The 15,353-nt window shown below is 47.8% G+C and carries 9 protein-coding genes, 3 tRNA genes and 3 rRNA genes; 2 read left to right on the plus strand and 13 right to left on the minus strand.

Annotated features, from left to right (window positions below; all coding sequences use genetic code 11):
* Positions 1-92: 92 nt before the first annotated feature.
* From rrf to trxA, 12 genes are all read right to left on the minus strand, one after another.
* Positions 93-208 (minus strand): 5S ribosomal RNA (gene rrf, locus L3Q72_RS14490).
* Between the two features lie 198 nt (positions 209-406).
* Positions 407-3,404: ribosomal RNA gene (locus L3Q72_RS14495) — 23S ribosomal RNA — on the minus strand.
* A 353-nt stretch (positions 3,405-3,757) separates the two neighbouring features.
* Positions 3,758-3,833, minus strand: a tRNA-Val gene (locus tag L3Q72_RS14500).
* Between the two features lie 33 nt (positions 3,834-3,866).
* Positions 3,867-3,942 (minus strand) — tRNA-Lys (locus tag L3Q72_RS14505).
* Between the two features lie 19 nt (positions 3,943-3,961).
* Positions 3,962-4,037, minus strand: a tRNA-Glu gene (locus L3Q72_RS14510).
* Between the two features lie 89 nt (positions 4,038-4,126).
* Positions 4,127-5,693: ribosomal RNA gene (locus tag L3Q72_RS14515) — 16S ribosomal RNA — on the minus strand.
* The 16S, 23S and 5S rRNA genes sit together here with 3 tRNA genes alongside, the layout of an rRNA operon.
* A 497-nt stretch (positions 5,694-6,190) precedes the next feature.
* Entirely contained in the window at positions 6,191-6,901 is a 711-nt protein-coding gene (gene fre, locus L3Q72_RS14520) for an NAD(P)H-flavin reductase (RefSeq protein WP_275130610.1), read from the minus strand.
* Positions 6,902-6,910: 9 nt separating this feature from the next.
* Positions 6,911-7,180 carry a 2Fe-2S iron-sulfur cluster-binding protein gene (locus L3Q72_RS14525; RefSeq protein ID WP_275130611.1) on the minus strand — a complete coding sequence of 90 codons (270 nt, stop codon included), beginning with the start codon at positions 7,178-7,180 and terminating at the stop codon, positions 6,911-6,913.
* An 8-nt stretch (positions 7,181-7,188) separates the two neighbouring features.
* Positions 7,189-8,655 (minus strand): 4-hydroxy-3-polyprenylbenzoate decarboxylase, encoded by a 1,467-nt coding sequence (gene ubiD, locus L3Q72_RS14530; protein WP_275130612.1) that lies wholly within the window; start codon positions 8,653-8,655, stop codon positions 7,189-7,191.
* 67 nt (positions 8,656-8,722) lie between these two features.
* Positions 8,723-9,727: a hypothetical protein gene (locus tag L3Q72_RS14535; protein WP_275130613.1), complete on the minus strand. Its 1,005-nt coding sequence runs from the start codon at positions 9,725-9,727 to the stop codon at positions 8,723-8,725.
* Positions 9,728-9,838: 111 nt separating this feature from the next.
* The gene (rho, locus tag L3Q72_RS14540; protein ID WP_275132123.1) at positions 9,839-11,098 is read right to left on the minus strand and encodes a transcription termination factor Rho; all 1,260 of its coding nucleotides are present in this window, start codon (positions 11,096-11,098) and stop codon (positions 9,839-9,841) included.
* Between the two features lie 211 nt (positions 11,099-11,309).
* Entirely contained in the window at positions 11,310-11,636 is a 327-nt protein-coding gene (gene trxA / locus L3Q72_RS14545; protein ID WP_275130614.1) for a thioredoxin TrxA, read from the minus strand.
* A 112-nt stretch (positions 11,637-11,748) separates the two neighbouring features.
* Between trxA and rhlB the strand changes: the two genes are divergently transcribed.
* Both rhlB and gppA read left to right on the plus strand, forming a co-directional pair.
* Positions 11,749-13,047 (plus strand): ATP-dependent RNA helicase RhlB, encoded by a 1,299-nt coding sequence (rhlB, locus tag L3Q72_RS14550; protein ID WP_275130615.1) that lies wholly within the window; start codon positions 11,749-11,751, stop codon positions 13,045-13,047.
* A gap of 21 nt (positions 13,048-13,068) precedes the next feature.
* Positions 13,069-14,562 carry a guanosine-5'-triphosphate,3'-diphosphate diphosphatase gene (gppA, locus tag L3Q72_RS14555; protein ID WP_275130616.1) on the plus strand — a complete coding sequence of 498 codons (1,494 nt, stop codon included), beginning with the start codon at positions 13,069-13,071 and terminating at the stop codon, positions 14,560-14,562.
* Positions 14,563-14,636: 74 nt separating this feature from the next.
* Here the strand turns inward: gppA and L3Q72_RS14560 are convergent, their stop codons facing one another.
* Positions 14,637-15,308 (minus strand): 7-cyano-7-deazaguanine/7-aminomethyl-7-deazaguanine transporter, encoded by a 672-nt coding sequence (locus L3Q72_RS14560; protein WP_275130617.1) that lies wholly within the window; start codon positions 15,306-15,308, stop codon positions 14,637-14,639.
* Positions 15,309-15,353: the final 45 nt, after the last annotated feature.

Consider the following 15,353-nt stretch of genomic DNA (forward strand, 5'->3'; position numbering starts at 1 on the left):
CGCAGATTTTGGCGTGAGAAGCGCAGTGTACGTCAGTACATGAGCATCGCAACGGCAAAAGATGCAAGTTACGGGAACAATTTATGTTCAAAGCCTGGCGATGTCCTACTCTCACATGGGGAAACCCCACACTACCATCGGCGCTATTGCGTTTCACTTCTGAGTTCGGCATGGGATCAGGTGGGTCCACAATGCTATGGTCGCCAAGCAAATTCTTTTTATAAGGCCCTGGGCCCTGGGTTTATAGGCCCTGGGACAAAGTACCTTATCAATTCGGAAAGCTGTCTTTTCTTTTCCCAGTGCCTGTAGGACGAAGTCCGTTCCCAGGGCCCAGGGCCAGATTCTCAATTCACATTCAAGTTTATTCGTTCTTGCTTTGAGTCCATCAAAACCCCTTGGGTGTTGTATGGTTAAGCCTCACGGGCAATTAGTACAGGTTAGCTCAACGCCTCACAACGCTTACACACCCTGCCTATCAACGTCGTAGTCTACGACAACCCTTTAGGACAGTTAAACTGCCAGGGAGAACTCATCTCAAGGCTCGCTTCCCGCTTAGATGCTTTCAGCGGTTATCGATTCCGAACTTAGCTACCGGGCAATGCCATTGGCATGACAACCCGAACACCAGAGGTTCGTCCACTCCGGTCCTCTCGTACTAGGAGCAGCCCCTTTCAATTCTCCAACGCCCACGGCAGATAGGGACCGAACTGTCTCACGACGTTCTAAACCCAGCTCGCGTACCACTTTAAATGGCGAACAGCCATACCCTTGGGACCGACTTCAGCCCCAGGATGTGATGAGCCGACATCGAGGTGCCAAACACCGCCGTCGATATGAACTCTTGGGCGGTATCAGCCTGTTATCCCCGGAGTACCTTTTATCCGTTGAGCGATGGCCCTTCCATTCAGAACCACCGGATCACTATGACCTGCTTTCGCACCTGCTCGAATTGTCATTCTCGCAGTCAAGCGGGCTTATGCCATTGCACTAACCTCACGATGTCCAACCGTGATTAGCCCACCTTCGTGCTCCTCCGTTACTCTTTGGGAGGAGACCGCCCCAGTCAAACTACCCACCAGGCACTGTCCTCACCCCAGATAATGGGGCTAAGTTAGAACATCAAACATACAAGGGTGGTATTTCAAGGATGGCTCCACCGTATCTGGCGACACGGGTTCAAAGCCTCCCACCTATCCTACACATGTAGGCTCAATGTTCAGTGCCAAGCTGTAGTAAAGGTTCACGGGGTCTTTCCGTCTAGCCGCGGGTACACTGCATCTTCACAGCGATTTCAATTTCACTGAGTCTCGGGTGGAGACAGCGTGGCCATCATTACGCCATTCGTGCAGGTCGGAACTTACCCGACAAGGAATTTCGCTACCTTAGGACCGTTATAGTTACGGCCGCCGTTTACCGGGGCTTCGATCAAGAGCTTCGACCTAAGTCTAACCCCATCAATTAACCTTCCGGCACCGGGCAGGCGTCACACCGTATACGTCATCTTACGATTTTGCACAGTGCTGTGTTTTTAATAAACAGTTGCAGCCACCTGGTATCTGCGACTCTCAATAGCTCCATCCGCAAGGGACTTCACCGTTAAGAGCGTACCTTCTCCCGAAGTTACGGTACCATTTTGCCTAGTTCCTTCACCCGAGTTCTCTCAAGCGCCTTGGTATTCTCTACCCGACCACCTGTGTCGGTTTGGGGTACGATTCCTTACAATCTGAAGCTTAGAGGCTTTTCCTGGAAGCATGGCATCAATGACTTCACTGCCGTAGCAGCTCGACGTCGTGTCTCAGCCTTAAAGAGAGCCGGATTTACCTAACTCTCAAGCCTACGCACTTGAACCTGGACAACCGTCGCCAGGCCCACCTAGCCTTCTCCGTCCCCCCATCGCAATTGTAAGAAGTACGGGAATATTAACCCGTTTCCCATCGACTACGCTTTTCAGCCTCGCCTTAGGGGTCGACTTACCCTGCCCCGATTAACGTTGGACAGGAACCCTTGGTCTTCCGGCGTGGAGGTTTTTCACCCCCATTATCGTTACTCATGTCAGCATTCGCACTTCTGATACCTCCAGCATACCTTACGATACACCTTCAACGGCTTACAGAACGCTCCCCTACCCCGCATACAAAGTATGCAGCCGCAGCTTCGGTTTATAGCTTAGCCCCGTTACATCTTCCGCGCAGGCCGACTCGACTAGTGAGCTATTACGCTTTCTTTAAATGATGGCTGCTTCTAAGCCAACATCCTAGCTGTTTTAGCCTTCCCACATCGTTTCCCACTTAGCTATAATTTGGGACCTTAGCTGGCGGTCTGGGTTGTTTCCCTCTCCACGACGGACGTTAGCACCCGCCGTGTGTCTCCCGGATAGTACTTACTGGTATTCGGAGTTTGCAAAGGGTTGGTAAGTCGGGATGACCCCCTAGCCTTAACAGTGCTCTACCCCCAGTAGTATTCGTCCGAGGCGCTACCTAAATAGCTTTCGGGGAGAACCAGCTATCTCCAGGTTTGATTGGCCTTTCACCCCTAGCCACAAGTCATCCGCTAATTTTTCAACATTAGTCGGTTCGGTCCTCCAGTTGATGTTACTCAACCTTCAACCTGCCCATGGCTAGATCACCTGGTTTCGGGTCTATATCCAGAGACTAAACGCCCAGTTAAGACTCGGTTTCCCTACGGCTCCCCTAAATGGTTAACCTTGCCACTGAATATAAGTCGCTGACCCATTATACAAAAGGTACGCAGTCACCCCATCACTAAGCCACCTCTGCTTGATTTGGTAGGTTGAACAATGCAAAAAGACGCATTGTTAACCGCCATCAGCAAAAGTACTCGCAATGAGCACATCATCACCAAGCTTAGTGATGGGGCTCCTACTGCTTGTACGTACACGGTTTCAGGTTCTATTTCACTCCCCTCACAGGGGTTCTTTTCGCCTTTCCCTCACGGTACTGGTTCACTATCGGTCAGTCAGTAGTATTTAGCCTTGGAGGATGGTCCCCCCATATTCAGACAGGATATCACGTGTCCCGCCTTACTCGATTTCACTTAAAATGACATGTCGGTTACGGGGCTATCACCCTGTATCGCGGCACTTTCCAGAGCCTTCACCTGTATCATTAAAAGCTTAAGGGCTAGTCCAATTTCGCTCGCCGCTACTTTCGGAATCTCGGTTGATTTCTTTTCCTCGGGGTACTTAGATGTTTCAGTTCCCCCGGTTCGCCTCCTTAACCTATGTATTCAGTTAAGGATACTTACTTATGTAAGTGGGTTTCCCCATTCGGAAATCCCAGACTCAAATGGCTTTTACTGCCTAATCTGGGCTTATCGCAAGTTAATACGTCCTTCATCGCCTCTGACTGCCAAGGCATCCACCGTGTACGCTTAGTCACTTAACCATACAACCCCAAAGGGTCTTTGTTAAACAACCAAAGTTGTCTGCAATTATTTAAACATGATGCAGACACGATTTTGCCGGACTCAAATATGAATACTTACTTTAAAAGTAAGATTCCCAAGAACACTTGAATGTGTTGTTTTGGTACCTAAATCATTAAGATTTAGGATTTGAGAACTTTTACAAATAACAATAATCAATTGTTATTTTGTCAGCTTTCCAAATTGTTAAAGAGCAAAGTGTTACTTTCTACTTAAAGAATGACACTTTCTAAAGATTCTCAGAGCTCAAAAATCCAACCAACTCGATACTTCTTATTGGTTTGGATTACAACGTCCAAAAATACTTAGAGAGTGGTGGGCGATACCGGGCTCGAACCAGTGACCCCCTGCTTGTAAGGCAGGTGCTCTCCCAACTGAGCTAATCGCCCACTTTAAGTTTCAATTCCTTCGTGGAGAAAGAATGGTGGGTCGTACAGGATTCGAACCTGTGACAAATTGGTTAAAAGCCAACTGCTCTACCAACTGAGCTAACGACCCTTTTTACTTCGAGAAGAAGTGGTATCCCGTAGGGGAGTCGAACCCCTGTTACCGCCGTGAAAGGGCGGTGTCCTAGGCCTCTAGACGAACGGGACACTAATGTGAAAGTGTTGGGCACTTTCTTTTCTCTTTACTTTATAAACCATCAATCTGTGTGGACACTAATCAACAACAATCTATCGTTTAAGGAGGTGATCCAGCCCCAGGTTCCCCTAGGGCTACCTTGTTACGACTTCACCCCAGTCATGAACCACAAAGTGGTAAGCGTCCCCCCGAAGGTTAAACTACCTACTTCTTTTGCAGCCCACTCCCATGGTGTGACGGGCGGTGTGTACAAGGCCCGGGAACGTATTCACCGTGGCATTCTGATCCACGATTACTAGCGATTCCGACTTCATGGAGTCGAGTTGCAGACTCCAATCCGGACTACGACGCACTTTTTGGGATTCGCTAACTTTCGCAAGCTTGCCGCCCTCTGTATGCGCCATTGTAGCACGTGTGTAGCCCTACTCGTAAGGGCCATGATGACTTGACGTCGTCCCCACCTTCCTCCGGTTTATCACCGGCAGTCTCCCTGGAGTTCCCGACATTACTCGCTGGCAAACAAGGATAAGGGTTGCGCTCGTTGCGGGACTTAACCCAACATTTCACAACACGAGCTGACGACAGCCATGCAGCACCTGTCTCAGAGTTCCCGAAGGCACACTAAAATCTCTTCTAGCTTCTCTGGATGTCAAGAGTAGGTAAGGTTCTTCGCGTTGCATCGAATTAAACCACATGCTCCACCGCTTGTGCGGGCCCCCGTCAATTCATTTGAGTTTTAATCTTGCGACCGTACTCCCCAGGCGGTCTACTTAACGCGTTAGCTCCGAAAGCCACTCCTCAAGGGAACAACCTCCAAGTAGACATCGTTTACGGCGTGGACTACCAGGGTATCTAATCCTGTTTGCTCCCCACGCTTTCGCATCTGAGTGTCAGTATCTGTCCAGGGGGCCGCCTTCGCCACCGGTATTCCTTCAGATCTCTACGCATTTCACCGCTACACCTGAAATTCTACCCCCCTCTACAGTACTCTAGCTTGCCAGTTTCAAATGACCTTCCGAGGTTGAGCCCCGGGCTTTCACATCTGACTTAACAAACCACCTGCATGCGCTTTACGCCCAGTAATTCCGATTAACGCTCGCACCCTCCGTATTACCGCGGCTGCTGGCACGGAGTTAGCCGGTGCTTCTTCTGCAGCTAACGTCAAATAATAAGCGTATTAAACTTACTACCTTCCTCACTGCTGAAAGTGCTTTACAACCCGAAGGCCTTCTTCACACACGCGGCATGGCTGCATCAGGCTTGCGCCCATTGTGCAATATTCCCCACTGCTGCCTCCCGTAGGAGTCTGGACCGTGTCTCAGTTCCAGTGTGGCTGATCATCCTCTCAGACCAGCTAGAGATCGTCGCCTTGGTGAGCCTTTACCTCACCAACTAGCTAATCTCACTTAGGCGTATCCTATAGCGTGAGGCCTTGCGGTCCCCCACTTTACTTCCTTCCGTTTAAAGAAGGGAGGTTATGCGGTATTAGCCATCGTTTCCAATGGTTATCCCCCTCTACAGGGCAACTTCCTAAGCATTACTCACCCGTCCGCCGCTCGACGCCCTTAACGTTCCCCGAAGGTTCAGTTAAGTCGTTTCCGCTCGACTTGCATGTGTTAGGCCTGCCGCCAGCGTTCAATCTGAGCCATGATCAAACTCTTCAATTTAAGATTTTGTCGGCTCAATGAATACTGATTTCATTACTAAGTAATGTTGAATTGACTGTGCCGATATTTCTATCGATTGGTCACTCAGTTCATTGAAACCAAATTGTTTCCGAAGAAACTATTTTGATTGTCATCAACGAGTGCCCACACAGATTGATAGGTTTATATTGTTAAAGAGCAACTTCATCGGAGTAAACTGTTAGTTTTAAGCCTTTCGACTTTCCCGTTGAAGTGGGCGGCCATTTTAGCGAGATAACTTGTCGTGTCAACCACTTTTTTCAAATTATTTTCTTATGACCAAATTTTGTTCCCTCTGCCGAATCCCTTAACCTGTAAGGCCTCGCCGTTGGGAGTTGCGCATTATAGGGAGATTTATTTGTGACGCAACCCCTTTTTTAAATTAATTTGAATTTTTTATTTGTCTGCTGATAAAAGCAGCAAAAATAGTAAAGGAGAGCTCAAAAACTCTCCTTTTTAGCCATCAAGCGAAGAAATGCTTAGATAAATGAATAAGCGTCCGCATACATGTGGTCACGTTTTGCTTCTTTTTCCTGACTAAATTGCTCACGAGCAGCTCCGGCCATTTCGAATCGCCCTGCTATATAGATATCAAAATCTGCCAGGCTATCGAAATCAGACTTAACCGCAGTGAGTACATTTCCAACTTTGCCCTGCCACCCTTTTGGTGCAGCTTCAACTACAGGCACGAAATGGATGTTGTAATGCTGCTCCGCTATTTTTGCCATCTCGTTATAAGCATAAAGCTGACAATCCGACTTAGCGCCCCAATACAGGTAAATTGGTTTTGCGATATTCTGACTAACACAGTGATCCAGGATGGAGCGGACATAACTGAACCCGGTACCACCAGCGATCAGCAATAAAGGCCGTTCACTCTCTTTTAACCAGGCATCACCGTGTGGTGCATCGATCTGGATATCAGATTCCTTATCTAGTGCTTTACGCATTGCATCCACAACTTCCGTTGCGTAGACATTTTCTTCCGCAGCACCAATATGAAGCTCTATCTCTCCTTCATGACGGCACGGACTGCTTGCAATGGAAAAAGGCCTTTTGTCCTTATCTCCCATTACTACCAGCAGATACTGCCCGGCTTTAAAAGTTACCGGCTGCTCCGGGTGCAGCAGGATTTTGTGCGTATTACAGGCCAGAGGCTCTATAGACTTTACTTTACATTTTATGGTCATTGTTTCCTCTTACTCTTCAAAGGTAAGTTTCAGGTCACTTTCAGCATAGGCCTGACATGGAAATATCCAGCCATCTGCTTTCTCTTTTTCAGTTAACATAGGCTCAAGGTGATACGAGATATCGCCTTCAAGCTTACGGCACAGGCACATAGCGCATGCACCAACCTGGCAGCGGTGTGGAAAATTAATATTATTGTTGAGCGCAGCTTCCAACACCGTTTCTCCGTCCTGTACCTCGAACTCTAAATTAGCCGGTGTTAAGGTTACTTTTTGAGCCATGTTTCATCTTACATTATATTCAGCTCATCCCAGATGGCATCTATCTTAGCCACCAGCTCAGGATCTTTTTTAATGGGTCTACCCCATTCTCTTTGGGTTTCACCTTCCCATTTGTTAGTCGCATCCAGCCCCATCTTAGAGCCCAGACCCACTACAGGAGAGGCAAAGTCCAGAGAGTCTATGGGCGTGTTATCTATCATCACGGTATCACGTGACGGATCCATCCGGGTTGTAATCGCCCAGATGACATCATTCCAGTCACGGGCATTTACGTCATCATCACAAACTATGACAAACTTGGTATACATAAACTGGCGCAGGAATGACCACACACCCATCATGACCCGCTTAGCATGCCCCGGATACTGCTTTTTCATGGTGACAACCGCCATTCGGTACGAACAGCCTTCCGGTGGCAGATAGAAGTCCACAATTTCAGGAAACTGCTTTTGCAGGATAGGCACAAAGACTTCATTCAGAGCAACACCCAGTACCGCAGGCTCATCAGGCGGACGGCCTGTGTAAGTGCTGTGATAGATCGGATTTTCCCGCATGGTTACATGAGTAATAGTGAACACCCTGTGCTGCTCTACTTCATTATAGTAACCGGTATGATCACCGTAAGGCCCTTCTTCAGCAAACTCATTTGGATCGATATAGCCTTCCAGAACTATCTCGGCACTGGCTGGTACATCTAAGTCATTGCTTATTGATTTCACCACTTCTGTCTTGCTGCCTCGCAGCAAACCGGCAAAGGCATATTCAGAAAGCGTATCCGGCACCGGGGTTACCGCGCCTAAAATCGTTGCCGGGTCAGCGCCGAAGGCAACGGATACAGGAAATGGCTCCCCCGGATTGGTTTCCATCCAGTCCTGAAGATCCAGCGCTCCGCCCCGGTGAGCCAGCCAGCGCATAATGATTTTATTTTTACTCAGCTTTTGCTGGCGATAGATACCCAGGTTCTGGCGGTTCTTCTTAGGGCCTTTGGTAATAGTCAGCCCCCAGGTTAGAAGTGGCGCCACATCGTCAGCCCAACAACTCATCACCGGAATTTTATCCAGGTCAACATCGTCACCTTCCCAGACAACCTGCTGGCACGGCGCCTTTCGAAGCCGTTTAGTGGGCATATTCAGAACCTGTTTAAATACAGGGATTTTGTCCAGAGCGTCTTTAAAACCTTTTGGTGGCTCCGGCTCTTTCAGATAAGCAAGTAGCTTCCCCACTTCCCTTAGCTCTGACACATCCTCTCGCCCCATCCCCATGGCAACCCGTTCGGTGGTGCCAAAAAGGTTGGTTAATACCGGAATATCACTGCCCACCGGGTTTTCAAACAGCAGAGCAGGACCGCCGGCTCTAAGCGTACGGTCACTGATCTCCGTCATTTCATGTTTGGGATCAATCGGATGAGAAATGCGTTTCAACTGCCCTTCTTTTTCCAGATGGTCAATGAAATCGCGTAAATCCTTAAAACTCATAGGCCTTCTGCTGGCTATTAACTATTACGTGGATTATAACAAATTAATAACCTCTCGGGCTTAAAACTTACTCTTCCAGAGCTTTCTGGATCACAGCCTTATTAACTTCATCATTGGTCTCCAGCAAGGTTTTTAGCCAGTCTGAATAACCCTGCCTGACCAGCTCATTGGCAACAAAGTCCACTTCGCTCTGATTCTTTGACGAAAGCTTATCAATAAAGAAGGCTTTAATTACCCCGGACCTTGGTTGATAAGAAGCCAGGTACTGTATTGCATCAATTTGAAGCTTAGGATTATTGGTTGCATCAATAATGATATCGACGGAAGCCGGATCTTCTTTATCCATCAACCTGAACAGCTCTTTCTGGCTTTCACTGGTCGCCCGCATACGCCATAGCAATTTATAAACCCGTGGGTCCTCACTAACCTGAGCAAGACGAACCATAACAGGATTGGAAGGAAGCCAAAAAATCAGCCTGTTTTCTGCATCTACTACTTGTTCTACGATCAGATTTAACGCGGGGGGTGAGAGTCCGTCCAGCTCAGCGATAAAAAGTTGTTCACGAGCTAAACGTTCTTTTTCCGTACCATCATTCAGCCAGGTTTCAAGATGCAGCTCTTCCCTTTCAGCGGCAAGCACAAACTGCAGAATCTTCTGGTCCTGTTTCCAGACATTAAGCAGACGGTTTGCTACAGCCGGATAGGCAAAGGCAGGCGTTGTAAATTCATAGCCATCACCCACATGATTCATCTGATAGACAGGCGGGGTTTTCAGCAGGCTCTCAATATATCCGGCCAACTTACCGGTGAGAGGCATCTTCTGCTGTTCCATACTTTGTAAAAGTAAAAAGCGTATAGCTTCCTGCTCTGGCTGGGTTAAGGTTTCCATCTCATAAATAATGGTATCTACCTTATCTTTGTCAGCATATTTATAAAACTCTTTAGTCTTTTGCTGAACAACCTCATTCTGAAGCCACATTTGTCTGGTATTCGGAGACATCTCCACACCAGAGGCAAAAACATTCCAACTCAGGCAGATAAGAAAAATATACGACAGTAGCCGACGTTCCATATCCGTCCTCCCTAACTGACAGGCATATATCTGATATGCACATAATAAAAAACGCCACCCTATTAGTATGGGTGGCGTTTTCTTATTCAGCTACTTTTGAAAAACAATTAGTTATTGTCTGCGCATCGCATCAAAGAACTCATCGTTAGTCTTAGTCATTGCCAGCTTGTCGATAAGGAACTCCATCGCGTCGATTTCACCCATAGGATGAACAATCTTACGCAGGATCCACATCTTCTGAAGCTCATCTGCCTTAGTAAGCAGCTCTTCACGACGAGTACCAGAACGGTTGAAGTCGATAGCAGGGAATACACGTTTTTCTGCAATCTTACGGTTAAGGTGCAGTTCCATGTTACCTGTACCTTTAAATTCTTCGTAGATAACTTCATCCATCTTAGAACCGGTATCCACCAGCGCCGTTGCGATGATTGTCAGGCTGCCGCCCTCTTCTACGTTACGTGCCGCACCGAAGAAACGCTTTGGACGATGCAGAGCATTTGCATCCACACCACCAGTCAGAACCTTACCAGATGAAGGAACCACTGTGTTGTATGCACGAGCCAGACGGGTGATAGAGTCAAGAAGGATAACAACATCTTTCTTATGCTCTACAAGGCGCTTAGCTTTTTCGATAACCATCTCAGCTACCTGTACGTGACGGGAAGCCGGCTCATCGAAGGTTGATGCTACAACTTCACCTTTTACCAGGCGCTGCATCTCAGTAACTTCTTCCGGACGTTCGTCGATAAGAAGTACCATCAGCTCACATTCAGGGTGGTTATGTGCGATGCTCTGTGCAATATTCTGCAGCAGCATTGTCTTACCCGCTTTTGGCGGAGCAACAATCAGACCACGCTGACCTTTACCGATAGGTGAAGCCAGGTCAAGAACACGTGCTGTAATGTCTTCTGTTGAACCATTACCACGCTCCATCACCATACGCTCGTTTGCGTGCAGAGGAGTTAAGTTCTCAAACAGAATCTTATTACGGGCATTGTCAGGCTTGTCGTCATTTACCGTATTTACTTTCAACAGAGCAAAGTAACGTTCGCCGTCTTTAGGAGGACGAATCTTGCCTGCAATAGAGTCACCAGTACGAAGGTTAAAACGGCGGATTTGGCTAGGAGAAACGTAGATATCATCAGGTCCAGCAAGGTAAGAGCTGTCTGCACTACGTAGGAAACCAAAACCATCCTGAAGGATTTCAAGGACACCATCGCCGAAAATGTCTTCACCGCTTTTCGCGTGAGCTTTCAGGATAGAGAAAATGATATCTTGCTTTCTAAGACGAGCAAGGTTTTCTAGACCAAGACTTTCACCAAGTTTCACAAGCTCAGAAACAGGCTTGTTCTTCAATTCAGTCAGATTCATAGTGGTGGTTACTTTAGCTTTTGTAGTCAAAATAGGATCTGTTTGTGTTAGTTAAGGATTTTTTGGTCACAGGATCGACCAAGAAATGAACGTTTGTTTATTTAACGTGCGATAAACTATCACTAAAAATAACTGTAGTCTAGCTTTGTAAAAAACAAAACCGCGCAATTGTTAATATGCACGGTTTCTCTTTTCCAAAGCACTACCCGTATTACAGGTTCGCGTCTAAGAATTCTTTTAACTGAGACTTAGACAGAGCACCAACCTTAGTTGCTGCTACACCGCCATCTTTAAACAGAAGCAGCGTTGGGATGCCACGGATACCAAACTTAGGTGGCGTACCTGCGTTTTGGTCGATATTTAGTTTACCGATAGTGAGTTTGCCTTCGTATTCTTCAGCGATCTCATCCAGAATCGGAGCAATCATCTTACAAGGACCGCACCACTCTGCCCAAAAATCCACTAATACCGGGCCTGCAGCTTTGATTACATCGTCTTCAAAAGCTTCATCTGACAGCTGCAAAATTTTATCACTCATCTTCCACTCCAATTATTATTTATGCTACTGGTTGGATGATAACCAGAAAATAGATTCCCTATTGGACTTGAATTACTTCCGTAATGCAACCCTTACCTGATATTCTATAGTGATGAAAAAGACGCATATCACAGAGCAAAAATTCGCCGACTTCGATTTACTTCCGCAAGTCATTGAAGGTCTTGAGAAAAAAGGGTTCGAATACTGTACCCCAATCCAAGCCCTGGCGTTGCCGGTCCTGCTCACCGGCCAAGATATTGCAGGCCAGGCCCAAACGGGTACTGGTAAAACCTTAGCGTTTCTTACTGCTACTTTTAACCATTTACTTAAAACTGAGACACCTGAAGGCCAGAAAAGCACACAGCCAAGGGCCATTATTATGGCTCCGACGCGTGAGCTGGCAATCCAGATCTACAACGATGCGCAATGTCTGATCGAGTCAACCGGTCTGAAAGCCGCACTGGCTTACGGTGGCGAAAGCTACGATAAGCAGCTGGCTCAGCTTGAAAAAGGCACGGATATCCTGATCGGCACAACAGGCCGGATCATCGACTTCTACAAGCAACGTGTTTTCAACCTGAACAATATTCAGGCTGTTGTGCTTGATGAAGCTGACCGTATGTTCGATCTTGGCTTTATTAAAGATATCCGCTTCCTGTTCCGCAGAATGCCGGAACCTAAAGAACGTCTGAACATGCTGTTCTCTGCAACACTGTCATACCGCGTGCAAGAACTGGCTTTTGAACATATGCACAACCCTGAGCATGTTGTTGTTGAACCGGAGCGTAAAACCGGTCACCGCATTCAGGAAGAGCTTTTCTACCCGTCGAATGAAGACAAAATGTCGCTTCTGCAAACCATTATTGAAGAAGAGTGGCCTGACAGAGCCATCGTATTTGCCAACACTAAGTTCAAGTGTGATTCCATCTGGGGCCACCTGGCAGCAGACGGACACCGAGTTGGCCTTCTGACCGGTGATGTACCACAGAAGAAGCGCGAGAAAATTCTCGAGCAGTTCACCCGTGGTGAAGTCGATATTCTGGTTGCAACCGATGTTGCTGCCCGTGGCTTGCATATTCCTCAGGTAACGCACGTATTTAACTATGACCTGCCTGATGATTGTGAAGACTATGTTCACCGTATCGGCCGTACCGGTCGTGCCGGTGCCAGCGGCCACTCTATCAGCTTTGCCTGTGAAGAGTACGCAATTAACCTGACAGCTATCGAAGAATACATTGAACACGCTATTCCTGTATCTGAATACGATCCAAGCGCTCTGATTGAGGACCTTCCGGCTCCAATCCGTATGCGTTCACGCAACAGCCAGAACCGACGTACCAATACTGGCGGGTCGTACAAAGGCGGTAACCGTGGCAAGCGCAATACAAGACCGCGTCAGCCAAGAAAATAAGCTCAGGACTAAAGGAATAGAATGAACCAGGCAGTATCCTCTCCTCTATACGCTGCTATCGATCTCGGGTCGAATAGCTTTCATATGCTCGTTGTGCGTCATATAGATGGCAGCGTTCAGACTTTGGCTAAGATAAAGCGCAAAGTACGGCTGGCAGCCGGGCTTGATGAAAACAACTCATTAAGTCTGGATGCCATGCAGCGAGGCTGGGACTGTCTGAGCCTTTTCGCAGAAAGGCTTCAGGATATTCCGACGGAAAACATCCGCATTGTTGGTACGGCAACGCTCCGTACCGCAACCAATGTGGATCAGTTCCTGACAAAAGCCAATCATATACTGGGCCATAACATCAATATCATCTCGGGTGAAGAAGAGGCAGCCACCATCTATAAAGGCGTGGCCCATACTTCCGGAGGACTGGGCAAACGTCTGGTTGTTGATATTGGCGGAGCCAGTACAGAACTGGTGATCGGTGAAGGCTTTGATGCCCGCGCGCTTACCAGCCTTAAAATGGGCTGTGTAACCTGGCTGGAGAAGTACTTTAAAGACCGCCAGCTATCCAAAAGCAATTTTGAACTGGCAATAGAAAAAGCCAAGGAAACTCTGGCCCCGATTCTGCAGCAGTATACCGCTATCGGCTGGGATGTCTGCGTCGGCGCAAGCGGCACCGTACAGGCGCTTCAGGAGATCATGCTGGCACAGGGTATGGACGAAGTAATCACTCACTCCAAACTCAAGCGCCTGCAAAAACAGGCCATGCTGGCCGATCATCTGGAAGAGCTGGAGATCGAAGGCCTGACTCTTGAGCGGGCACTGGTTTTTCCAAGTGGGCTTTCCATTCTGATTGCTGTTTTTGAGCTTCTTGAAATCGATTCTATGACTCTCGCAGGCGGAGCTCTGCGTGAAGGCATGGTATACGAAATGATTGCTGAAATGCGTCAGGACGATATCCGGGCAAGAACAATCAAAAGCGTTCAGACCCGTTATCAGATAGATATCGAATATGCCGAACAGGTTTCTAAGTTAGCACTTACTCTCTTCAAACAGTGTGGAAGCGATGGCTGGATTCCAGAACCCCAGGCACCAATGCTGCTTGAATCAGTCACTAAACTGCACGAAATCGGCCTTTCCATCGATTTTAAAAAGGGCGGTGAGCATAGCGCCTACCTTTTGAACAATCTGGATATGCCGGGATTCACCCGCGCCCAGAAATACCTGATTGCCGAACTAGCCAGAAGATACCGTGAGCAGCTAAGCAACATCCACGGTCAGCGTGCTATTTCCGATCTGAGCAGCAGCCGGATACTAAGACTGTTAAGACTGGCGGTACTGCTTTCTCACCGCAGAGACTCAAAGCTTCTGCCGGAGTTTCAGCTAACAGCTGAGCAGGAACAGCTGACTCTGAGCATTCCAAGACAGTGGCTGGATAAGAACCCTCTGACCAATGCAGAACTGGAAATAGAGGCTAACAGGCAGTCGGATATGGGCTGGCCGTTGAGCATTCAGGCCATTTAATAAAGAAATTTTCCCGCAGAACTACTGGCAGGTCTGCTTATCGATACCTGCCAGTAGTTCTGCGATCAACGGAATTAAACTTTCACACCTGAAACGGTAAGCTCAGGATTCACAGCAGTTAGCTTCTTAACCAGATAGTTAAGCACCACACCATACATTGGCACAAACAGACCCAGGCTAATTACCAGCTTAAAGCCATAGTCCACCAGCGCAATCTCAGTCCAGTGTTCTGCCATAAAGGCATCCGGGCTCTGATAGAAAGCGATAGCAAAGAAAGCCAGCGTATCCAGCGCGTTACCAAACAAGGTTGAACAGGTAGGTGCTACCCACCACTGTTTTAGCTGTCGCAGACGGTTAAATACATGCACATCCAGAATCTGTCCCAGCAGGTAAGCCATAAAGCTGGCGATAGCGATTCGTGCTACAAACAGATCAAAGCTAGCTAGCGCACCGATGCCCTGAAACGCGCCTTCATAAAAAAGAACAGAAAGAACATAGGACGCCACCAGTGCCGGAAGCATTACCAGGAAGATAATCTTTCTCGCCAGTTTCGCACCAAAGATACGAACAGTCAGATCCGTTGCCAGGAAGATAAACGGGAATGTAAATGCGCCCCAGGTGGTGTGCATACCAAAGATGGTAAAAGGAATCTGTACCAGATAGTTGCTGGACGCAATAATCACAAGGTGAAACAGAACAAGGATAGAAAGTGCTTTGCGCATTTGCGCAGGGGTAAAGTTACTCATTTTGTACCTTTTTCGTTTTGCTTGGGGTTGAGGGAACCCAAGTTG

Origin of the sequence: Vibrio sp. JC009 (assembly GCF_029016485.1) — a bacterium.
Classification (GTDB): Bacteria; Pseudomonadota; Gammaproteobacteria; order Enterobacterales; family Vibrionaceae; genus Vibrio.

Coding starts and splice junctions, on each gene's coding strand:
- L3Q72_RS14525 (WP_275130611.1), bottom strand. CDS start 7,180: ATGGCTCAAAAAGTAACCTTAACACCGGCTAATTTAGAGTTCGAGGTA.
- trxA (WP_275130614.1), bottom strand. CDS start 11,636: ATGAGTGATAAAATTTTGCAGCTGTCAGATGAAGCTTTTGAAGACGAT.
- rhlB (WP_275130615.1), top strand. CDS start 11,749: ATGAAAAAGACGCATATCACAGAGCAAAAATTCGCCGACTTCGATTTA.
- rho (WP_275132123.1), bottom strand. CDS start 11,098: ATGAATCTGACTGAATTGAAGAACAAGCCTGTTTCTGAGCTTGTGAAA.
- ubiD (WP_275130612.1), bottom strand. CDS start 8,655: ATGAGTTTTAAGGATTTACGCGATTTCATTGACCATCTGGAAAAAGAA.
- L3Q72_RS14535 (WP_275130613.1), bottom strand. CDS start 9,727: ATGGAACGTCGGCTACTGTCGTATATTTTTCTTATCTGCCTGAGTTGG.
- gppA (WP_275130616.1), top strand. CDS start 13,069: ATGAACCAGGCAGTATCCTCTCCTCTATACGCTGCTATCGATCTCGGG.
- L3Q72_RS14560 (WP_275130617.1), bottom strand. CDS start 15,308: ATGAGTAACTTTACCCCTGCGCAAATGCGCAAAGCACTTTCTATCCTT.
- fre (WP_275130610.1), bottom strand. CDS start 6,901: ATGACCATAAAATGTAAAGTAAAGTCTATAGAGCCTCTGGCCTGTAAT.